Below are 20,995 nucleotides of genomic sequence, written 5' to 3'. Positions count from 1 at the left end.
ATGTATGCCCTCGCAGAGAGCGCCCCCCTGGTCGACCCGGCCACCGCGGACGGCACCTTGTCGCTGCTGTGGCTGGTGGTGGCGCTGCCGCTGGCCGGCGCCGTCGTCCTGCTGCTCGGCGGTCGCGCGACCGACCGCTGGGGCCACTGGCTCGGCACCGCGACCATCACCGGCTCGTTCGTCGTCAGCGTGCTGCTCTTCGTCGACCTGCTGGACCGCGGGGAGGACGAGCGCCAGGTGGTGCTCCACCTCTACGACTGGATCCGGGTCGGCGGGCTCGACGTCGGGATGGACCTGCTCTACGACCCGCTGTCGGCGCTCTTCCTGCTGCTCATCACCGGCGTCGGCGCGCTGATCCACGTCTACTCCATCGGCTACATGAGCCACGACCCGCGCCGGCGCCGGTTCTTCGCCTACCTCAACCTCTTCGTCGCGGCCATGCTCCTGCTGGTCCTGGCGGAGAACTACCTGGTGCTGTTCCTGGGCTGGGAGGGCGTCGGGCTGGCGTCGTACCTGCTGATCGGCTTCTGGCAGCACAAGCCGAGCGCGGCCGCGGCCGCGAAGAAGGCCTTCGTCATCAACCGGGTCGGCGACATCGGCATGGCGCTGGCGATCGCGCTGCTGTTCGTCACCTTCGGCACCACCAGCTTCAGCGGCGTCAGCGCCCTGGCCGGCGCCGCCACGGAGTCGACGCTGACCGCGATCGGCCTGCTGCTGCTCCTCGCCGCGTGCGGCAAGTCCGCGCAGGTCCCGCTGCAGGCCTGGCTGCTGGACGCGATGGAGGGCCCGACCCCGGTCTCCGCGCTGATCCACGCCGCCACCATGGTCACCGCCGGCGTCTACCTCGTGGTGCGCTCCAACTTCATCTTCGACCTCGCCCCGAACGCCCAGACCGCGGTCGTGGCCGTCGCCGTGGTCACGCTGCTGTGGGGCGCGATCATCGGCTGCGCCAAGGACGACATCAAGAAGGTGCTGGCCGGCTCGACGATGAGCCAGATCGGCTACATGATGCTCGGCGCCGGGCTGGGCGTCGCGGGCTACGCCTTCGCGATCTTCCACCTGCTCGTCCACGGCTTCTTCAAGGCCAACATGTTCCTCGGGGCCGGCTCGGTCATGCACGGCATGAACGACGAGGTGGACATGCGCCGCTACGGCGCGCTGCGCCACGCGATGCCGGTCACCTTCCTGACCTTCGCGATGGGCTACCTCGCGATCATCGGGTTCCCCGGCTTCTCCGGCTTCTGGTCCAAGGACAAGCTGATCGAGACCGCGCTCGCGGACAGCTGGCTGGTCGGCCTGCTCGCCCTCCTCGGCGCCGGCATCACGGCGTTCTACATGACCCGGCTGATGCTGCTCACCTTCCTCACCTCCAAGCGTTGGCGCGACGACGCGCACCCGCACGAGTCGCCCGCGGTGATGACGGTGCCGCTGATCGTGCTCGCCGCGCTCTCCGTCCTCGGCGGCGTGCTGCTGCTGGGCGACTGGATCGTGGACTGGCTCGCGCCCGTGGTCGGGACCGCCGAGCACCACGAGCCGCCGATCCCGGTGCTGGCGGTGACCGCACTCGCCGTCGGCGTCGTCGCGGTCGGCGTCGCGCTCGCCTGGTTCCTCGTCGGTCGCCACGAGGTGCCGGTGACCCCGCCGCAGCGGGTCTCGCTGGCCACCCGTGCCGCGCGCGCCGACCTGTACGGCGACGCGGTCAACGACCACCTCGTCGTGCGGCCGGGCGCCGCGCTCGCCCGCGGCCTCACCACGGCCGACCGGCGGGTCGTGGACGGCTTCTTCACCGGGATCGCAGCCGGGATCGGCGGCCTGGGCCGCGGGCTCCGGCGGGCCCAGAACGGCTACGTCCGCTCCTATGCCCTGTCCGTGCTCGGCGGCGGCCTGCTGGTCGTCGTCGCCCTCCTGGCGGTGACGATCTGATGACCGACCTCCCCTGGCTCACCGTCCTCTTCGCGGTCCCGCTGCTCGGCGCGGTGCTGGTCGCGCTGCTGCCGCGCTCCTCCGCGACCGTGCTCAAGCAGGTCGGGATCGCGGTCTCGCTGCTGACCGCGGCGGTCGCGGTCGCGATCGCCGTGCAGTACGACGTCGACGGCGGCATGCAGCTCACCGAGACCCACACCTGGATCGAGGCGTTCGGCGTCCACTACGCGCTCGGCATCGACGGCCTCGGCCTGCTGCTGGTGCTGCTCACCGTGGTGCTGGTGCCGGTCGTGCTCCTCGGCGCCTGGCACGACGGCGACGAGGACCCCCGCGCCTTCGTCGCCTGGACCCTGGCCCTGGAGGGTCTCTCGCTGGCGGTCTTCACCGCGACCGACGTGTTCTTGTTCTACGTCGTCTTCGAGGCCACCCTGATCCCCGCCTACTTCCTGATCGGCGGCTTCGGCCGCGTGGGCCGCTCGGCCGCCGCGGTGAAGTTCTTGATGTTCCAGCTCGTCGGCGGCCTGGTGCTCCTGGCCGCCGTCATCGGGCTGTACGTCGTGTCGGCCGACGCCGGCACCCCGTCGTACCTGCTGAGCGACCTGATGGCGCTCGACATCGACACGACGGCGGGCCGCTGGCTCTTCGCCGGGTTCTTCATCGCCTTCGCGATCAAGGCGCCGCTGTTCCCGGTGCACACCTGGCTGGCCGACACCACCGAGAAGGCGACGCCCGGGACCTCGATCCTGCTGGTCTGCGTCCTCGACAAGATCGGCACCTTCGGGATGCTGCGCTTCTGCCTCGGCATCTTCCCCGAGGCCTCGGAGTGGGCGACGCCGCTGGTGGTCGTGCTCGCGCTCGTCTCGATCGTCTACGGCGCGCTCGTCGCGATCGGCCAGGACGACGTCCTGCGCCTGATCGGCCTCACCTCGCTGAGCCACTTCGGCTTCATCACCCTGGGCATCTTCGTGATGAGCACGCTGGGCGGCAGCGGCGCGGTGCTGTACATGGTCAACCACGGCCTCGGCACCGCCGCGCTCTTCCTCGCCGCCGGCTACCTGATCCGGCGCCGCGGCACGACGCTCATCAGCGAGATGGGCGGATACGAGCGCACCATGCCGATGCTCGCCGGACTGTTCCTGCTCGCCGGCCTGGCGACGCTGAGCCTGCCGGGCCTGAGCCCGTTCGTCTCGGAGTTCCTGGTGATCGTGGCCGCCTTCGACTACCACTGGCTGGCCGGCGCGGTCGCCGTCACCGGCATCGTGCTCGCCGCGATCTACGTGCTGTGGGCCTACCAGCGGATCATGACCGGCCCGGGCCGCGTCGACGTCGAGGCGGCGCCCGGCGCGACCGGCTCCGGCGCGCCCGACGCTCTCGACGGCAGCGTCACCCCCGGCCGCGCCACCCCCGGCAGCGCCACCTCCGGCGCCGGGGGAGTGGCCCTCGCGCCGCCCGTCGCCGTCGCTCCCGCCCCGGCGGCCACCACCCGTGACCTCGGCGTCCGCGAGGTCGTCGCGGCCGCGCCGCTGGTGGTCGGGCTGGTGCTCTTCGGCTTCTGGCCGATGCCGCTGCTCGACGTCAGCAACCCGACCGTGGAGTCGCTGCTCAGCCACGTCGGGGTCACCGACGACCCGCCCGAGGTCGACTCCAGCACCGCCCCGGTCGGCGACATCGAGGAAGGCCACTGATGGAGTTCGTGAAGCCCACCATCGAGTACGCCGAGCTGGCGCCGCTGCTCATCGTCTTCGGCGTCGCCGTGGTCGGGGTCGTCGTCGAGGCCTTCGCGCCGCGCCCCCTGCGCCGCCCGATCCAGCTCACCTTGTCCAGCGCCGGCCTGGTCGCGGCGTTCGCGGCCACGGTCTGGATCGCCAGCGGTCTCGACGTGGTCGCCGACGGCGCCGCCCGGGGCCTGGTCGCGGCCGGCGGGACGATCATCGTCGACGGGCCCACCGTCTTCCTGTGGGGCCTGGTCCTGCTGTTCGCCGCCGGCGGGCTGATGCTGTTCGCCGAGCGCCGCCTCGAGGGCGGGCTCTCGGCGTTCGCCGGCCAGGCCGCCGCGCTGCCCGGCACCGAGGCCGAGCGCCGGGCCTCGAGCGAGGGCCTGGACCACACCGAGGTCTACCCGCTGATGATGTTCGCGGTGGGCGGCATGCTGCTCTTCCCCGCCTCCGGCGACCTGCTGACGATGTTCATCGCCCTCGAGGTGCTCTCGCTGCCGCTGTACCTGCTGTGCGGCCTGGCCCGGCGCCGGCGCCTGCTCAGCCAGGAGGCGGCGATGAAGTACTTCCTCCTCGGCGCCTTCTCCTCGGCGTTCTTCCTCTACGGCGTCGCGCTGACCTACGGCTTCGCCGGCTCGATGCAGCTGGAGCGGATCGCCGAGGCGGTGCGCAACGACGGCGGCAACTCCGAGCTGCTGCTCATCGGCATCGGGATGCTCTCGGTCGGCCTGCTGTTCAAGGTCGGCGCCGCGCCGTTCCACGCCTGGACCCCGGACGTCTACCAGGGCGCGCCCACGGCCGTCACGGCGTTCATGGCCGCCTGCACCAAGATCGCCGCGTTCGGCGCCCTGCTGCGCCTGTTCCACGTCGCCTTCGGCGCCAACCGCTGGGACTGGCAGCCGATGCTGTGGGCGGTCGCCATCCTCACCATGCTCGTCGGCGCGGTCCTGGCCGTCGCGCAGCGCGACGTGAAGCGGATGCTCGCCTACTCCTCGATCGCGCACACCGGCTTCCTGCTCACCGGCGTGCTCGGCGTGCAGGCCACCTCCGACCTGGCCGTCGGGGAGATCACCTCGCTCCAGGCGGTGCTGTTCTACCTGGCGACGTACGGCTTCGCGATGGTGGCGGCGTTCGGCATCGTCACGCTGGTGCGCGACGCCGGCGGCGAGGCGACGTCGTTCGAGCGCTGGGCCGGGCTGGGCCGGCGCTCGCCGCTGGTCGCCGGCGCGTTCGCGCTGCTGCTGCTCTCGATGGCCGGCATCCCGCTGACCGCCGGGTTCGTCGGCAAGTGGGCGGTCTTCACCGTGGCCATGTCCGCGGGCGCCTGGCCGGTGGTCGCGGTGGCGATCGCGGCCAGCGCGATCGCGATCTTCTTCTACGTCCGCCAGATCCGGCTGATGTTCTTCACCGAGCCCCAGGGGGAGGTCGCCAGCGTGGTCACGCCGTCGCTGTTCACCTCCTCGGTGATCGCCGTCGGGGTGGTCGGGACGCTCGCGCTGGGCATCGTGCCCGGCCCCGTGCTCGACCTCGCGGCCCATGCGGGACAATTCCTCAGGTGAGCTCCACTCTGGCCCTGCCCGTCACCGACCCGGCCCTGGAAGCGCGCCTGCGCGAGCGCCTCGCCGTGGTCGAGAAGGCCCTCTACGCCCACGTCCAGAGCCGCTACCCGTACGTCACGGAGGCGGCCAGCCACCTCCTCGACGCCGGCGGCAAGCGGTTCCGCCCGTTCCTCGTGCTGCTCGCGGCCGAGACCGGCCCGCGGCCCGCGGACGACGCGGTGGTCACGGCGGCCTGCGTCGTGGAGATCACCCACGTCGGCTCGCTGTACCACGACGACGTCATGGACGAGGCGGCCCTGCGCCGCGGCGCCGACTCGGCCAACGCGCGCTGGGACAACCTGGTCGCGATCCTGACCGGCGACTTCCTGTTCGCCAAGTCCTCCGAGCTCACCGCCACCCTCGGCGCGGAGGCGGTGCGGATCCAGGCCGAGACCTTCACGCGCCTGGTCGAGGGTCAGATCCTCGAGACCGTCGCGCCCGCTCCCGGCGAGGACCCGCTCGCGCACTACCTCGAGGTCGTCGCCGGCAAGACCGGCTCGCTGATCGCCACCTCCGCGCGCTACGGCGCCCGCTTCGGCGGCGCTCCGCGTGAGGTCGAGGAGGCGCTCGCGGAGTACGGCGAGATCGTGGGCAGCGCCTTCCAGCTCTCCGACGACATCTTGGACATCGCCTCGGAGACCGCGGAGTCCGGCAAGACGCCGGGCACCGACCTGCGCGAGGGCGTGCCGACGCTGCCGGTGCTGATGGCCAAGGCCTCCACCGACCCCGCCGACGCCCGGCTGCTGGAGCTGCTCGACGCCGACCTGAGCGACGACGCGCTGCACGCGGAGGCGCTGGAGCTGCTGCGCCGCCACCCGGCGATGGAGCAGGCGCGCGCCTACGTCGTGGGCCAGGCGGCCGAGGCCAAGGCCCGGCTCGCCGCCGTGCCCGCGGGCCCGGTCCGCGACGCGCTCGAGGCGTTCGCCGACGCGGTCGCGATCCGCAGCGCCTGAGCCGGCCGGCCTGAGCGGCCCCGCCCGGTCGGCGGGGTCGGCGGCGTCAGGCGGCGGTGCTGGCGTCCACGGCGAGGCGCAGCTGGCGTCGCCGGTGGCGCAGCGCCTCGACGGTGAACACCGCCAGCGCCAGCCACACCAGCACGAAGCCGGCCCACCGGGCCGGCGGCATCTGCTCGCCGAAGACGAGCACGCCGCAGGCGAACTGCAGCACCGGGGTGAGGTACTGCAGCAGCCCCAGGGTCACCATCGGGATCCGGGTGGCGGCCGCGCCGAAGCAGAGCAGCGGCACGGCGGTCACGACGCCGGCGCTCATGAACAGCAGCGCGTGCCAGATGCCGTGCTGCCCGAACTGCGCGGTGCCGCCCACGCCGAGCACGACGAGGTAGACCGCCGCGAGCGGGGCCAGCAGCGCGGTCTCGACCGTCAGGCTCTCGATCGCGCCCACGCCCACGGTCTTCTTGATCAGCCCGTAGCTGCCGAAGGACAGGGCCAGCACCAGCGCGACGTACGGCGGGTGCCCGTAGTCCCAGGTCAGCACCGCCACGGCGGTCGCCGCGACGCCGATGGCGGCCCACTGCAGCGTGCGCAGCCGCTCGCCGAGGAGCATGACCCCCATCAGGACCGTCACCAGCGGGTTGATGAAGTAGCCCAGCGACGCCTCGACCACTCGACCGTTGTTGACGCCCCAGATGTAGGTCACCCAGTTCACGCTGATCACGACGGCGGCCAGCGCCAGCAGCAGTGTGCGGCGCCGGTCCGCGAACACCGCGCGCACCGCGCCGACGCGACGCAGCACCAGGACCAGCACGCCCATCGTGACCGCCGACCACACCACGCGGTGGGCCAGGATCTCGACGGCGCCGGCCGGCTCGAGGAGCGGGAAGTAGAGCGGGAAGGCGCCCCACATGAGGTACGCCGCGGCACCGAGCAGCAGACCTCGACGATGCTCCGGCACCCGAGCAGGATAAGCGGTGTCCAGGCGTCGTACTCCGCGCCGTCCCACGGGGCGCAGGAGACGACGACGCCGGGTGGCCCCGGACGCACGAGAGCCCCCGCCGGTGGGCGGGGGCTCTCGTGGCTGCCGAGGGGTCAGCGATGGCTCAGACGACGGTCCAGGTGTCGCCGCCGCCGATGAGGGCGGCGAGGCGGTCGCCGGGGTGGTCGTCGTGACCGCCCTGGGCGGTGGCGACCTGGGCGCGGGCCTGGTCGTCGTACGTCGGCCGGTCGACCTGGCGGAAGATCCCGATCGGCGTCTGGTTGAGGTAGCCCATCTCGGTGAGCCGCGAGATCGCGAAGGCCATCGACGGGTCCGGGTTGTGGGCGTCGTGGACCAGGATCGCGTCGGTGCCGACCTCGGAGACCTCGGCGACGGTGACGCCGCCGGTGGCGGGGTCGCGGACCAGGCCCTTGTGGCCCAGGCCGTCCTCGAGGGTGGCGCCGAAGCGGATCGGCTCGCCGTGGACCAGCGGGATGATCGCGTCGTGCTTGGTGTCGTTGCTCTTGATCGCGTCGAACGCGCCGTCGTTGAAGATCGGGCAGTTCTGGTAGATCTCGACCAGCGAGGTGCCGCGGTGTGCGGCGGCCGCGGAGAGCACCGAGGTGAGGTGCTTGCGGTCGGAGTCGATGGTGCGGGCCACGAAGGACGCCTCGGCGCCCAGGGCCAGCGAGACCGGGTTGAAGGGGTGGTCGACCGAGCCCATCGGGGTGGACTTGGTGACCTTGCCGGTCTCCGAGGTGGGGGAGTACTGGCCCTTGGTCAGGCCGTAGATTCGGTTGTTGAACAGCAGGATCGTCATGTTCACGTTGCGGCGCAGGGCGTGGATCAGGTGGTTGCCGCCGATGGACAGCGCGTCGCCGTCACCGGTGACGACCCACACCGAGAGGTCCTCGCGGGCGGTCGCCAGCCCGGTCGCGATCGACGGCGCTCGGCCGTGGATCGAGTGCATCCCGAAGGTGTCGAGGTAGTACGGGAACCGGCTGGAGCAGCCGATGCCCGAGACGAACACGATGTTCTCGCGGCGCAGCCCGAGGCCGGGCAGGAACCCCTGGACGGCCTTGAGCACGGCGTAGTCGCCGCAGCCGGGGCACCAGCGGACCTCCTGGTCGGAGGTGTAGTCCTTGCCGGTCTGCGTGGCGTCCGTGCTGGGGACCAGTTCGGTGCCGGTGCGCAGCGAGGGCAGTCCGAGGTCGGTGCCGGGGTCGGTGGTCGTCACTTCTTCGCCTCCGCGATCTGAGCGGTGTGGGTGCTGACGGGGTTGGCGTCGGTGTCGTCGGTGTCGGTGTTCGACAGGTCGACCGGGACGCCCTCGGCCTTCGCGACGAGCTCGGCGATGGCCTCGGCGAGCTCCGCGGCCTTCAGCGGCAGGCCGCGGACCTGGTTGTAGCCGATCGCGTCGACGAGGTATTCCGCGCGCAGCAGCAGGGAGAGCTGGCCGAGGTTCATCTCGGGGACCAGGACCGTGTCGTAGCGCTTCAGGATCTCCCCGAGGTCCTTCGGGAACGGGTTGATGTGGCGCAGGTGGACCTGGGCGACGTTGTGCCCGGCCTTGCGCACCCGGCGGATGCCGGCGCCGATCGGGCCGTAGGTGGAGCCCCACCCGATGACCAGGACCTTCGCGGCGCCCGACGGGTCGTCGACGCCCAGCGGGGGCAGGGAGTCGGCGATCCGGTCGATCTTGGCCTGGCGCAGCCGGGTCATCTTGTCGTGGTTGTCGGTGTCGTAGGAGATGTTGCCGTGGCCGTCGGCCTTCTCCAGGCCGCCGATGCGGTGCTCGATGCCGGCGGTGCCGGGGATGGCCCACGGTCGCGCGAGGGTCTCCTCGTCGCGCAGGTAGGGCCAGAACTCGTCGGGCTCGGCGTCGGGGCCGTTCTCCTTGGCGTTCTTGGCCGAGACGTGGTTGGGGCCGGTGGCGAAGCCGGGCTCGATGCGGGGCAGGTCGGCGACCTCGGGCACCCGCCAGGGCTCCGAGCCGTTGGCCAGCATGCCGTCGGAGAGCAGCATCACCGGGGTGCGGTAGGTGATCGCGATCCGGGCGGCCTCGATCGCGGCGTCGAAGCAGTCGCCGGGCGACTGCGGCGCGATGACCGGGACCGGGGACTCGCCGTTGCGGCCGAACATCGCCTGGAGCAGGTCCGACTGCTCGGTCTTGGTCGGCAGGCCGGTGGACGGGCCGCCGCGCTGGACGTTGACCACGACCAGCGGCAGCTCGGTCATCACCGCGAGGCCGATGGCCTCGGACTTCAGCGCCACACCGGGACCGGAGGTCGAGGTGACGCCCAGCGCGCCGCCGAACGAGGCGCCGATCGCTGCACCGATGCCGGCGATCTCGTCCTCGGCCTGGAACGTGGTGATGCCGAAGGACTTGTGCTTGCTCAGCTCGTGCAGGATGTCGGAGGCCGGGGTGATCGGGTAGGTGCCCAGGAACAGCGGCAGGTCCGCCTGCACGCCGGCCGCGACCAGGCCGTAGGCCAGCGCGAGGTTGCCGGTGATGTTGCGGTAGGTGCCCGCGGAGACCGGGGCGGGCTTGACCTCGTACTGCACCGCGAACGCCTCGGTGGTCTCACCGAAGTACCAGCCGGCCTTGAACGCGGTGATGTTCGCGTCGCGGATCGCGGGGACCTTGGCGAAGCGGCGGGTCAGGAATGCGATGGTGGACTCGGTGGGGCGCCCGTACATCCACGAGACCAGGCCGAGGGCGAACATGTTCTTCGCCCGCGCGGCGTCCTTGCGCGAGAGCCCGAACTCCTTGACCGCCTCGATCGTCATCCCGGTCAGGTCGACCGGCTGGACGGCGAACTCGGCCAGCACGCCGGAGTCGGAGTCGTCCTCGAGGGGGTTGGCGGCGTAGCCGGCCTTGTCGAGGTTGCGCTTGGTGAAGTCGTGGGTGTCCACGATGATCGTCGCGCCCTTGGGCAGGTCGCCCACGTTGGCCTTCAGCGCGGCGGGGTTCATCGCGACCAGCACGTCCGGCGCGTCGCCGGGGGTCAGGATGTCGTGGTCGGCGAAGTGCACCTGGAACGACGACACTCCCGGGATCGTGCCCTGAGGGGCACGGATCTCGGCAGGGAAGTTCGGCAGGGTCGCCAAGTCGTTGCCGAACGACGCCGACTCCTGGGTGAACCGGTCACCCGTCAGCTGCATCCCGTCACCGGAGTCACCGGCAAAACGGATGATCACCCGGTCGAGCTGCTTGACCGGCTTGGTGGTCTCGCTGGACACCTCGCGCCCACTTCCCTTGCTGTGTCAGTCGCCTGCTGGTCGCCGACAGCTCGGTCGACCAGACGTCCCGCCGATCGTACTAGGAGTAGGTCGTATCGAATATACGATTCCGCGCTCCGGTCGATGCGGCCTCCACCACGATAGTTCGCCCACGCACGCGGGCCGATTTGTCTCACCTGTCCGGACGACCGCCTCCGGGTCGCCCGACCCGGCTCTCCGCGCGCTCGCCGCTCGCCTGGGATGTCGCCGTGGTCCAGACCGAGCTCGCCGTTTCGGCGGGTCGATGTGCACCGAGTCCACAAACATGACTAACCTGAGCGAGTTAAGTTTTCTGCCTCGGTTTCTCCGGGGCTACGAAAGAGGGTGCAGTCATGAAGCGGAACCTGAAGACGTGGGTGGTCGGCGGACTCGTCGGCGGCCTGGCGCTGTCCCTGGCGGCCTGCGGCGGTGACGCGGACGGCGGTGACGGCAACACGCTGAGCATCGTCGGCTTCGCGGTCCCCGAGGCGGCCAACAAGGCGATCGGCGAGGAGTTCACCAAGACCGACGCCGGGGAGGGGGTCAAGTTCAAGACCTCCTACGGCGCCTCCGGCGACCAGAGCCGCGCGGTCGAGAACGGCCTGGACGCCGACTACGTCCACTTCTCCGTCGCCAGCGACGTGACCCGCCTGGTCGACGACGGCCTGGTCGACGCCGACTGGGACGCGGGGGAGAACAAGGGCGTCGTGTCGCGCTCCGTCGTCGTCTTCGGTGTCCGTGAGGGCAACCCCAAGGGCATCGAGGACTGGGACGACCTGATCAAGCCCGGCGTCGAGATCGTCACCCCGAACCCCGCCTCCTCCGGCGCCGCGCGCTGGAACGCGCTCGCCGCCTGGGGCCAGGTCGTGGCCAACGGCGGCACCGAGGCGGACGCCAAGGCCTACGTCGACAAGTTCTTCGCCAACGTCGTCTCGCTGCCGGGCAGCGGCCGCGACGCCACCACGAGCTTCCTCGGCGGCACCGGCGACGTCCTGATGGCCTACGAGAACGAGGCGATCCTGGCCGCGCAGAACGGCGAGGGCTTCGAGTACCTCATCCCGGAGACCACCCTGCTCATCGAGAACCCGGGCGCCGTGCTCAAGGACGCCGACCCGGTCGCGCAGGACTGGCTCGACTTCGTGCTCAGCGACGAGGGCCAGCGCCAGTTCGCGCTCACCGGCTTCCGCCCGATCCGCGACGACGTGGACTTCGGCGGCACGGTGGAGGGCGCGAAGGACCCGAGCGACCCGTTCCCCGCCGTGCCCAACCTGCTGACCGTGGCGAAGGACTTCGGTGACTGGGACACCCTCTCGACGAAGTTCTTCGACGAGGAGGACGGCCTCATCACCAAGGCGATCGCCGCCTCCGGCAAGGCCGACTGACCGGCCCGCTCGGCTGGGTGCAACGCATGACCACGACCACTGTCGCGAGTGGTCGGCCGGCGGGGAAGCGTTCCCGCCGGTCGACCACGCCCACCAACCTGACCAAGGCCTCCGGGCTCGGTCTGGGCGTGGCGATGCTCTGGTTCAGCCTGCTCGTGCTCATCCCTCTGTGCGCGGTGGTCATCACCGCCGCAGAGGGTGGCTGGAGCAACTTCTGGACCACCATCACCAACGAACAGACCTTCTCGGCGATCCGGCTGACCGTCACCACGGCCGCCCTGGTCACCTTGATCAACGTCTTCATGGGAACGCTCATCGCCTGGGTGCTGGTCCGAGACCGGTTCCCCGGCAAGGCCGCCCTCGAAGTCCTCATCGACATCCCGTTCGCGCTGCCCACGATCGTGGCCGGCCTCGTGCTGCTCTCGCTCTACGGCACCGACAGCCCGCTCGGCATCGACGTCGCCAACCAGCGCTCCTCGGTGTTCCTGGCGTTCCTGTTCGTCACGCTGCCCTTCGTGGTGCGCATGGTGCAACCGGTGCTCGAGGAGCTGGAGAAGGACGTCGAGGACGCCGCGGCGTCCCTCGGTGCCAGCAAGTTCACGACGTTCCGCCGGATCATCCTGCCGAGCCTGGCCCCGGCGATCGCCGCGGGCGCCGCGCTCTCGTTCGCGCGCGGCGTGAGCGAGTACGGCTCGCTGGTGCTGCTCTCGGGCAACCTGCCGTTCCAGACCGAGGTCGTCTCGGTCCGCATCCTCGGCAGCGTCGAGAACAACAACCTGGCCGGCGCCGCCTCGGTGGCCACGGTGCTCCTGGTGATCTCGCTGGCCGTGATCGTGACCCTCGACATCATCCAGCGGAAGGTGGCGTCCCGTGGCTGACACGAGCGTGGCCGACCGGCCGGTCCGGATCGCCCCGGTCCCGCGGACGCAGCGTCGCCGCTGGCGCCCGAAGAGCCCCGCGACGTACCTGATCCGCCTGGTCGTCGTGGTCTACCTGGTCCTGCTGGTCGCCTGGCCGGTCGCGCTGGTCGCGACCAACACCTTCGACGGCGGCCTCGACTCGGTGCGCGAGGTGCTGGAGGACCCCGACGTGATGACGGCGCTGCGCCTGACCGCGCTCGTCGCGGTCTGCTCGGTGGTCATCAACACCGTCTTCGGCGTGGGGATGTCCCTGCTCCTGGTCCGCTACCAGTTCCCCGGCAAGCGGGCGCTGAGCGCGCTCATCGACCTGCCGCTGTCGGTGTCGCCGATCGTGGTCGGCGTCTCGCTGGTGCTGGTGTACGGCGGCCGGGACGGCTGGTTCGGGCCCGCGCTCGAGAGCGCCGGGTTCCAGGTCATCTTCGCGACGCCGGGCATCGTGATGGCGACCGCCTTCGTGGCGCTGCCGCTGGTGATCCGCGAGGTGGTGCCGGTGCTGGAGGAGATCGGCACCGAGCAGGAGCAGGCGGCCCGCAGCCTCGGGGCGTCGTCGGTGCAGACCTTCTGGCGCATCACCCTGCCGGCGATCAAGTGGGCGGTCGTCTACGGCGTCGTCCTCAGCATGGCCCGGTCCCTGGGCGAGTTCGGCGCGGTGAAGGTCGTGTCCGGCAACGTCCTGGGCGAGACCCGGACCGCCACCCTCGTGGTCGAGGAGAAGTACCTCAACTTCGACCAGCAGGGCGCCTACGCGGTGGCCTTCCTGCTCGCGATGGTCTCCGTCGCCTGCATCGTCATCGTCGCGATCATCCGTCCCAAGGAGGAGAAGAGGTGAGCGGCCCCGTGAGCAGCACGTGCAGCCCGGCCAGCCTCGCCCCCCTCCTCGAGACGTACCCCGAAAGGTTCGTGAACCCATGAGCATCGAAGTCAAGGGAGTGAGCAAGCGGTTCGGCGACTTCGTCGCGCTGGACGACGTCAACGTCTCGATCCCGAGCGGTCAGCTGACCGCCCTCCTCGGCCCCAGCGGTGGCGGCAAGTCCACCCTCCTGCGGATCATCGCCGGCCTCGAGTCGGCCGACGCCGGATCCATCGTCATCGAGGGCGTCGAGTCGACGAACCTCCCCGCCCAGAAGCGCAACGTCGGCTTCGTGTTCCAGCACTACGCCGCGTTCAAGCACATGAGCGTGGCCAAGAACGTCGCGTTCGGCCTGGAGATCCGCAAGCGGCCCAAGGCCGACGTGGCGCGGCGGGTGGAGGAGCTCCTCGAGCTCGTGCACCTCTCGCAGTTCGCCCACCGGCTGCCGGCGCAGCTCTCCGGCGGTCAGCGCCAGCGCATGGCGCTGGCGCGGGCCCTGGCCGTCGAGCCGACGGTGCTGCTCCTCGACGAGCCGTTCGGCGCCCTGGACGCGAAGGTCCGCAAGGAGCTGCGCGACTGGCTGCGCCGCCTGCACGACGAGGTGCACGTGACCACGGTCTTCGTGACCCACGACCAGGAGGAGGCCCTCGAGGTCTCCGACGAGATCGTGGTGATCAACGAGGGCCGGGTGGAGCAGATCGGCACCCCCGACCAGCTCTACGACGAGCCCGCGAACGAGTTCGTGATGGGCTTCCTCGGCGAGGTGACGGTGCTGGACAACGTGCGGCTGCGCCCGCACGACATCGAGGTCATGGTCGCCCCCGGCGACCCGCTCTCGACCCCCGGCACGGTCAAGCGGCTGCTGCGCGTCGGGTTCGAGGTCCGGATCACGGTGGCGACCGCCCAGGGCGACGTCACCGTCCTGCTGACCCGGACCAACGTCCGCCAGCTCGGCCTGGAGGTCGGCCAGCAGGTCTGGCTGGCCCCCGCCGCCGGGGCGCACACCGCCCCGGTCCCGGTGGCGGGCTGACGCCCGCCACCCCCTGAACGCCGCCCGCCTGAGGAGCCTGCACCCCTTCTCAGGCGGGCGGTCCTGCGTCCGGGTCCTCCGTCGAATCGAGGGTTCTCACCGTCGAGTCGAGGGTCCCGATCGTTGAGTCGGGCCTTCCGTACGCCGCGGCGCGCCATTCGTGCCGACTCGGCGCGCCATCTGCGCCGAGTCGGCGAGCGGGTCAGCGGTAGTTGGTGAACTGCACCGCGAAGTCGAGGTCCTGACCCTTGACCAGCGAGATGACGGCCTGCAGGTCGTCGCGCTTCTTGGAGCTGACGCGCAGCTCGTCGCCCTGGATCTGCGCCTTGACGCCCTTGGGGCCCTCGTCGCGGATCAGCTTGGAGATCTTCTTCGCGTCCTCGGAGGAGATGCCCTCCTTGAGCGTGATCGAGATCTTCGACTGCTGCCCCGACGGACGGGGCTCGGAGGCGTCGAGGACCTTCAGGCTCACGTCGCGCTTGACGAGCTTGCCCTTGAAGACGTCCAGGACCGCGTTGGCGCGGTCGTCGGCGGAGGCGGAGATCTCGATGGCGTGCTCGCCGGCCCACTCGATGGTGGCGCCGGTGCCCTTGAAGTCGAAGCGGGTGGCGATCTCGCGGGCCGTCTGCCCCAGTGCGTTGTCGACCTCCTGACGGTCGATCTTGCTCACGATGTCGAACGACGAGTCGGCCATGACTGCTCCTCGGTTGGGCCGGGACCGTCCCGGACCGGGACGGCACACCGGCATTTTTCATCTGCGGTGGTGCCTACGCTATTGTTTCGTCTCGTTGTCGTCCCGCCAAGCCGGGCCGGCAGCCACTGAGGCAGGTTGCCCGAGCGGCCAATGGGAGCGGACTGTAAATCCGTCGGCTTACGCCTTCGAAGGTTCGAATCCTTCACCTGCCACAGGAGCACGAAGGGCCCCGGTCAGCGGAGACGCTGACCGGGGCCCTTCGTCGTGGGGCGGCAGGGCCGCGGCTCTTGAGCGGTCGGACCCCGTGGGATTCACTGAGCCCACGGTCGACCGGCCGTCGCACCCCTGGAGGTTGAGGATGTCCCTGTCGCCTGACACGACGGCCCTGCTCGTCGTCGACATGCAGAACGGCTTCCTCGACCCCGCCGGGTCCATGGCCAGGATCGGCATGCCTCACGCCCACCTGCTGCCCGCGATCGCGGGGTGCGAGCGGCTCATCGACGGCGCCCGCGACGCCCGGGTGCCGGTGATCTTCACCCGCTACGTCTACCTGCCCGACTACAGCGACGGCGGCCTGCTGCCGACCGAGCTCGTGCCGCAGATGCGGGAGGTCGGCGCGCTCGTGAGGGGCACCTGGGACGCCGAGATCATCCCGGCGCTGGCGCCGCGTGTCGGCGAGGTCGTCATCGACAAGGCGCGGCCCAGCTCCTTCTACGGCACCCAGCTCGAGCCCGTGCTCACCAGCCAGGGGATCCGCCAGCTCGTGATCGCGGGGGTGACCACCAACATCTGCGTGGAGACCACCGCCCGCGACGCGGGCCAGCGCGACTACCGGGTGCACGTGCCGGCCGACGCCTGCGCGGAGTACGACCAAGCGCGTCACGACCACGCCCTCAACACGATCGGGTTCACCTTCGGGTGGGTCACCTCGGTCGAGAGCGTGCTGACGCACTGGTCCTGAGGGGCGTCGGCCTCAGCGCAGGGCCACGCCGCGCGCCCAGCTGTCCAGGTGCTCGCGCAGGAGGCCCGGGATCGCGCGGGCGGAGCCCTCGGGGGTGACGGTCACGATCGTGATCAGGGCGCGGGCGACCACGACGTCGTCGCGGGTGCGCACCATCTGGTGGACCATGTCGAAGGAGCCCCCGCCGACCCGGCCCAGGCGCAGCTCGACGCGGATCTCCTCGAACAGGCCCACGGCGACGAGGTAGTCGCACTCGGTGTGGCAGGTGACGGTCCAGAAGCCGTGGGTGTCCTTGAGCTGGTCCTGGCGCAGCCCGTTGAGCAGGAACCACTCGCTCTGGACCCGCTCCATCCAGGGGAACCAGGCCGCGAAGTAGAGGATCCCCGCCGGGTCGGTGTCGGCGTAGCTCAGCCGGAACGTCAGGGAGTGCAGGGCCGGCGTGCCGGGCGTCGTGTCGATGGCGGTCTCCGAGGTCGGGGCGGGGCGCGGCAGTACGCCGACGGGCTGGCCAACCTAGCAATTGCTCGGGTTGGCGAGGTGCGCCCTCCCGCCGGGCGCCGCGGTCCGCGGCCCTGGACCCGGGTCAGCTCCCGACGCGGTCCGGCGTTGCCTGGAGCGAGACCTGGCGGCGCAGGTCCAGCGGCGAGGGCCGGCGGTCCAGGCGCTGGTGCAGGATCCGGGCGGCGTCCTCGGCGCGCCCGTCGTTGACCAGGCAGAGCAGCAGCGTCTCCTCGACCACCTCGCGCTGCGCGGCAGAGCCGCCCACCCGGACCAGGCCGGGCAGGACGTCCTCGAGCAGCTGGGCGGCGCGGCCCCAGCGTGCCTCCACGGCCGCGGCCAGCGCCTCGCAGACGGTGGCGACGGTGCCGCGCAGGACGGCGTCGGAGGAGCGGCGGCACTGCCGGGCCAGGGCGTCCAGGCCGGCGGTGTCGCCGGCGGCGGCCAGCCCGATCGCGGCGTGCAGGGCCACGAACGGCGTCTGCGGTCGGGTCAGCAGCGCCTCGTCCACCGCGGCCAGGACCGGCTGGATGGGCGGCGGGGCGGTCTCGCCCGCGAACACGGAGGGCGCGCCCGGCAGCACGGCGCCCACGGCGCCGTCCCAGTCGGTGGTGGTGACCCGCCAGCGCCACAGCAGCGAGGCGGAGTCGATCAGCGCGCGCACGCCGCAGACCTCCGGCGGCGCCAGCTGGGAGTAGTAGCGGCGGCGCACGGCCTCGGTGTCGCCGAGCGCGAGCTCGTGCAGGGCCGCGTGCCAGGAGAAGTGTGCGCGGTGGCTCGCGCCGCGACCGCTCTCCGCGACCCAGTGGTCCAGCCAGACCCGGCCGGTCTCGTGCTGGCCGGTCTCGTAGAGCACGTGGGTCTGCGCGTGGACCGCGTGCCCGGAGGAGGGCTCGCAGGACAGCGCGCTCTCCGCGAGCAGGCCGGCCTCGTCGAAGCGGCCCTGGTCCTGGCGGGTGAAGGCGAGCAGGGAGATGTACCACCAGTGGTCGCCGTACGCCGGGGCGAGGCCCTCGACGAGGTCCCACGCCTCCTGCTGCACGTCGGTGACACCGGAGAACGCGATGGTCGGGACGGCCGCGGAGACCGCCAGCACGTCACGCGGGTGGGCGGCGATGTGGTTCATCAGCGCCTCGGCGCCGGTGCGGCGCACGTCCTTGACCCGCAGCCCGACCACGTCGACGAGGCTGCGCTCACGCTCGTCGCCGCGCTGGCGCACCGCCTTGCGGGCGGCGTCCAGCGACGCCTTGACGTCGGCGTCCGCGCCGGCCTCGTGACCGAGCATCGCCAGCGCCGCGTGGGCCAGCGCGAAGCCCGGGTCGAGCTCGGTGGCCTCGCGCAGCAGGCCCTCGGCGCCGTCCTGCAGACGCATCACCCGCTCCAGCCCGGCGTTGTACGCCGCGGCCGCCTCGGTGGTCGTCGACAGCGGCAGCCCCAGCGGGTCGCGCGGCCGGGCGACCGGGTGGTGCCCGCCGACCAGGCGCCCGTCGGCGAGGCGGCGGGGGAGCGGCGCGACGGCGTCGAGCACGTCGCGCGCGACCGCGGCCGCCTGCACCCGGATCTCCGGGATCGCGGTGGTCTCCCACAGCTCCCCGCGCCGCAGCGCGCCGAGGGTCCACAGCGGCGCGTCGGTGCCGCCGTCGGAGGCCAGCAGGCGCCCCTCGCGGGTGCGGATGCCGAGACCGCCGACGTCGGCGGTGGCCAGCGAGGCGCCGCCGCGCTCGCGCAGCAGGTCGTCGATGACCGGGTTGCCCAGCACCCGCAGGTCGGTCTGCGGGCCGGTGCAGTTGACCACCCAGCCGACCTCGCGCACGGTGTTGTCGGAGAGGGTGACGCGCAGCCCGCCGGCGGCCAGCGGCTCGGCGTCGACCACCCGCGCGTCGGCGAGGCGCAGGCGCTGCTCCTCGCGCAGCCCGGCGATCCGCACGGCGCTGGTCGGCGCCATCCGGTGGCGCCGGACGTTCCAGCGCCCGGCGTCCTCGGCCAGGAAGCGCAGCTTGTCCTCGTCGCTGAAGCGTCCCCACAGCTCCTGCACGCGGAAGCGGAGGCCGTCGATCGCGGGACGCCAGTCGCCGGCGGTGGCCGCGACCTCGGCGACGTGGCGCTCGACCTCGACGCGGACCTCGTCCAGGGTGCTGCCCCACTCGGAGATGTCGGGGATCGCCGCGAGCAGCGGCTGCGGGGCATGGGTGCGGGGCAGCTGGCCGCTGCGCGAGATCGCGTGCGCCACCCGGTCCGGGCGGTTGCGCTCGTCGGTCAGCGAGAACGCGACGTCCACCATGGTCAGCCCGGCGCCGACCAGCAGCACGTCGGCCAGCCCGGCGCGGTCCCGGCGTACGACGTCGAGCGCGCCGGGGGCCCAGGGGTCGGGGACGAAGAAGGGGGAGGAGGTCAGCGACGGCGGGGCCCAGGCGTGGCCGGCGGCCGGCAGGCCCGGGGCGACGACCGCGGCGTCGGCCGCGACCTCGGCGCCGTCGGCGGTGCGCAGCGCGACCCCGGTGGCGGTGCGGCGCACGCCGACGACCTGCTTGCGCACGTGGCGCACGCCGACCTCGCCCAGGGCGCCACGCAGGGCCTCCTCGAGGGTGTCGTCGAGGTAGCGCGACCACTGGCGTCGCGGCGCGAAGTCGTAGGGGTCGGTGGCCGCGTCAGGGTCCTCGCGCTGGCGCCAGGCGACGAAGTGGCCGGGGTCCTCGGGCAGCGCGGTCATGCCGGAGGCCGGCACGTTGAGCAGGTGCTGGTCGTCGGTGGTGCCGAACGCGACACCACGGGCGCGGTGGTCGGCGGGGTCGATGAGGACCAGGTCGACGCCGGTGCTGCGGCGCGCGGCCGCGCGGGTGAGGTGGAGCGCGACGAGCGTCCCGGCGGCGCCGGCGCCCACGATGGCGACGGTGGGTCGGTGGGCGCGGGGGCGGCGGGGGTCGGCCATGTCGCGTAGTCCGTTCTAGTCGATAAACCTGAGAGACAATGAACAGGCTAGCCGGGCGACGCGGGCGGCGCGGCATCTCCGGGACTGTGTCCTCTCACGCATCCGGGCAGTGTGGCACCGGCCACGGGCGGCCGACAGGGGGTCGCGGGGCCAGGTGCGCCTCGTCCCCGTCCTCCCCGTCAGCGAGGCGAGGTGTGGTCCTCCCACACGGCGTTGAACGGGGAGTCCTTGCGCGACAGCAGCTCGCGCCGCTCCTCACGGCTCAGGGCCGCGAGCTGCTCGGCCGCGTCGTGGCCGTAGCCGGTCACCTCCGGCGCCTCGGGCAGCGGGACCACGGTCTGCACGATCCGGTCGTCGTACACGTGGACCAGGGTGAAGGCCTGGTTGCCGTCGACGCCGGAGATGAAGCGCCCGACCGGTGCCGGGTCGGAGGTGTAGCAGCTCGCCGAGGCCACCGAGACCGGGACGCCGGCGAAGGTGGAGAAGGTCGTGAAGTGCAGGTGCCCGCCGAGGATGCCGCGCACGTCGGTCCCGGCGATCACCTCGGCGAGCAGGTGCTGGTCGGCGAGCTCGATCAGCGCCGCGGCGGGCAGCGCCGGCACCGGGACCGGCGGGTGGTGCAGCGCGAGCAGGGTGCCGTGCTCGGCGGGGGTGGCGAGCACGTCGGCCAGCCAGGACAGCTGGTCCTCGTCGAGCTCGCCGTGGTGGTAGCCCGGCACGCTGGTGTCCAGCGCGACCACCCGCAGCCCGGCGACGTCGTGCACGCGGTCCTGGGGCCGGGTGGACTCGGCGCCGTAGAGGGTGCGGGAGTACGCCGCGCGCTCGTCGTGGTTGCCCATCACCCAGACCACCTCTGCAGCGCACCCGTCGGGCCCCACCAGGTCCGCGGCGACCGGCTCCACGAGCTCGCGCAGCCGGGTGTACGCCGCGGGGTCGCCGAGATCGGCCAGGTCGCCGGTGAACACCAGTGCCTGCGGGACCGGGTCGAGGTGACGCAGCCGCTCCAGGGCCCGGCGCAGCCGGGCCTCGGTGTCGACGACTCCGTACTGCCGCACGCCGCCGTCGAGCAGGTGCGGGTCGCTCAGGTGGGCGAGGGTGTGCGTGGGCGCGGGGTACTGGCCGAGCTGCATCCGCGCAGGCTATGCGCGGGCACGGCGCTCTCGTGACACTTTCGGGTGAACCCCCTCCGTGGTGGCGAGCCGTCGGCGGATCGCCACAGCGCGTTCACCTCGCCGTCGGCGCACGGTCGGCGCAGCGTCGACGCCGATGGCTAGCGTCCGGGCCGTGCCCACGTGCGAGGTC

16 protein-coding genes and 1 tRNA gene are annotated in these 20,995 nt (G+C 72.0%); 10 read left to right on the top strand and 7 right to left on the bottom strand.

From position 1 onward, the window contains the following. Genes nuoL through HOQ23_RS17345 form a run of 4 tightly spaced genes read left to right on the top strand, consistent with a single transcriptional unit; the run spans nucleotide 1 to nucleotide 6,189 of the window. Nucleotides 1–1,923 (top strand): NADH-quinone oxidoreductase subunit L, encoded by a 1,923-nt coding sequence (gene nuoL / locus HOQ23_RS17360; RefSeq protein ID WP_172216166.1) that lies wholly within the window; start codon nucleotides 1–3, stop codon nucleotides 1,921–1,923. Next, nucleotides 1,923–3,608, top strand: a complete 1,686-nt coding sequence (locus HOQ23_RS17355; protein ID WP_172216164.1) for an NADH-quinone oxidoreductase subunit M — start codon at nucleotides 1,923–1,925, stop codon at nucleotides 3,606–3,608. The genes nuoL and HOQ23_RS17355 overlap by 1 nt, the downstream gene beginning before the upstream one ends. After that, nucleotides 3,608–5,197: an NADH-quinone oxidoreductase subunit NuoN gene (nuoN, locus tag HOQ23_RS17350; RefSeq protein WP_172216162.1), complete on the top strand. Its 1,590-nt coding sequence runs from the start codon at nucleotides 3,608–3,610 to the stop codon at nucleotides 5,195–5,197. The genes HOQ23_RS17355 and nuoN overlap by 1 nt, the downstream gene beginning before the upstream one ends. Further along, nucleotides 5,185–6,189, top strand: coding sequence for a polyprenyl synthetase family protein (locus tag HOQ23_RS17345; protein ID WP_172216321.1), 1,005 nt, complete (start codon nucleotides 5,185–5,187; stop codon nucleotides 6,187–6,189). Before nuoN ends, HOQ23_RS17345 begins: the two co-directional genes overlap by 13 nt. 46 nt (nucleotides 6,190–6,235) lie before the next feature. Here HOQ23_RS17345 and rarD read toward each other — a convergent pair whose 3' ends face one another. The 3 genes from rarD to HOQ23_RS17330 all read right to left on the bottom strand — a co-directional run bounded on the left by rarD (nucleotide 6,236) and on the right by HOQ23_RS17330 (nucleotide 10,411). Further along, nucleotides 6,236–7,147: an EamA family transporter RarD gene (gene rarD, locus HOQ23_RS17340; RefSeq protein ID WP_172216160.1), complete on the bottom strand. Its 912-nt coding sequence runs from the start codon at nucleotides 7,145–7,147 to the stop codon at nucleotides 6,236–6,238. Nucleotides 7,148–7,292: 145 nt separating this feature from the next. Further along, entirely contained in the window at nucleotides 7,293–8,372 is a 1,080-nt protein-coding gene (locus HOQ23_RS17335) for a 2-oxoacid:ferredoxin oxidoreductase subunit beta (RefSeq protein ID WP_216654372.1), read from the bottom strand. A gap of 29 nt (nucleotides 8,373–8,401) precedes the next feature. Further along, the gene (locus HOQ23_RS17330) at nucleotides 8,402–10,411 is read right to left on the bottom strand and encodes a 2-oxoacid:acceptor oxidoreductase subunit alpha (protein WP_172216156.1); all 2,010 of its coding nucleotides are present in this window, start codon (nucleotides 10,409–10,411) and stop codon (nucleotides 8,402–8,404) included. A gap of 371 nt (nucleotides 10,412–10,782) precedes the next feature. On the opposite strand from HOQ23_RS17330, the gene HOQ23_RS17325 reads away from it, so the two are divergent. The 4 genes from HOQ23_RS17325 to cysA all read left to right on the top strand — a co-directional run bounded on the left by HOQ23_RS17325 (nucleotide 10,783) and on the right by cysA (nucleotide 14,611). After that, a complete protein-coding gene (locus HOQ23_RS17325) occupies nucleotides 10,783–11,811 on the top strand; it encodes a sulfate ABC transporter substrate-binding protein (protein WP_172216154.1) in 1,029 nt (342 codons plus the stop codon). A gap of 26 nt (nucleotides 11,812–11,837) precedes the next feature. Beyond that, a complete protein-coding gene (gene cysT, locus HOQ23_RS17320; RefSeq protein ID WP_172216152.1) occupies nucleotides 11,838–12,689 on the top strand; it encodes a sulfate ABC transporter permease subunit CysT in 852 nt (283 codons plus the stop codon). Continuing rightward, nucleotides 12,682–13,560: a sulfate ABC transporter permease gene (locus HOQ23_RS17315; protein WP_367650556.1), complete on the top strand. Its 879-nt coding sequence runs from the start codon at nucleotides 12,682–12,684 to the stop codon at nucleotides 13,558–13,560. The genes cysT and HOQ23_RS17315 overlap by 8 nt, the downstream gene beginning before the upstream one ends. Nucleotides 13,561–13,639: 79 nt before the next feature. Continuing rightward, entirely contained in the window at nucleotides 13,640–14,611 is a 972-nt protein-coding gene (gene cysA, locus HOQ23_RS17310) for a sulfate/molybdate ABC transporter ATP-binding protein (protein ID WP_172216150.1), read from the top strand. A gap of 202 nt (nucleotides 14,612–14,813) precedes the next feature. Here the strand turns inward: cysA and HOQ23_RS17305 are convergent, their stop codons facing one another. Then, a complete protein-coding gene (locus HOQ23_RS17305) occupies nucleotides 14,814–15,305 on the bottom strand; it encodes a YajQ family cyclic di-GMP-binding protein (RefSeq protein WP_172216148.1) in 492 nt (163 codons plus the stop codon). 129 nt (nucleotides 15,306–15,434) lie between these two features. Here HOQ23_RS17305 and HOQ23_RS17300 point away from each other — a divergent pair. Together HOQ23_RS17300 and HOQ23_RS17295 are read left to right on the top strand one after the other, a co-directional pair. Next, nucleotides 15,435–15,517, top strand: a tRNA-Tyr gene (locus HOQ23_RS17300). Between the two features lie 146 nt (nucleotides 15,518–15,663). Further along, the gene (locus tag HOQ23_RS17295; RefSeq protein WP_172216146.1) at nucleotides 15,664–16,266 is read left to right on the top strand and encodes a cysteine hydrolase family protein; all 603 of its coding nucleotides are present in this window, start codon (nucleotides 15,664–15,666) and stop codon (nucleotides 16,264–16,266) included. Between the two features lie 12 nt (nucleotides 16,267–16,278). On the opposite strand, the gene HOQ23_RS17290 is transcribed toward HOQ23_RS17295, so the two are convergent. The 3 genes from HOQ23_RS17290 to HOQ23_RS17280 form a co-directional block, all read right to left on the bottom strand. Then, a complete protein-coding gene (locus HOQ23_RS17290) occupies nucleotides 16,279–16,677 on the bottom strand; it encodes a thioesterase family protein (protein WP_301539836.1) in 399 nt (132 codons plus the stop codon). A gap of 172 nt (nucleotides 16,678–16,849) precedes the next feature. Continuing rightward, nucleotides 16,850–19,693 (bottom strand): FAD/NAD(P)-binding protein, encoded by a 2,844-nt coding sequence (locus HOQ23_RS17285; RefSeq protein WP_172216144.1) that lies wholly within the window; start codon nucleotides 19,691–19,693, stop codon nucleotides 16,850–16,852. Nucleotides 19,694–19,872: 179 nt separating this feature from the next. Next, entirely contained in the window at nucleotides 19,873–20,823 is a 951-nt protein-coding gene (locus tag HOQ23_RS17280; RefSeq protein ID WP_172216142.1) for a metallophosphoesterase, read from the bottom strand. Between the last annotated feature and the right edge of the window lie 172 nt (nucleotides 20,824–20,995).

The organism is Nocardioides sp. zg-DK7169 (assembly GCF_013155365.1).
In the GTDB taxonomy this organism is placed as follows: domain Bacteria; phylum Actinomycetota; class Actinomycetes; order Propionibacteriales; family Nocardioidaceae; genus Nocardioides.
This window is presented reverse-complemented; position numbering and strand designations above follow the sequence as displayed.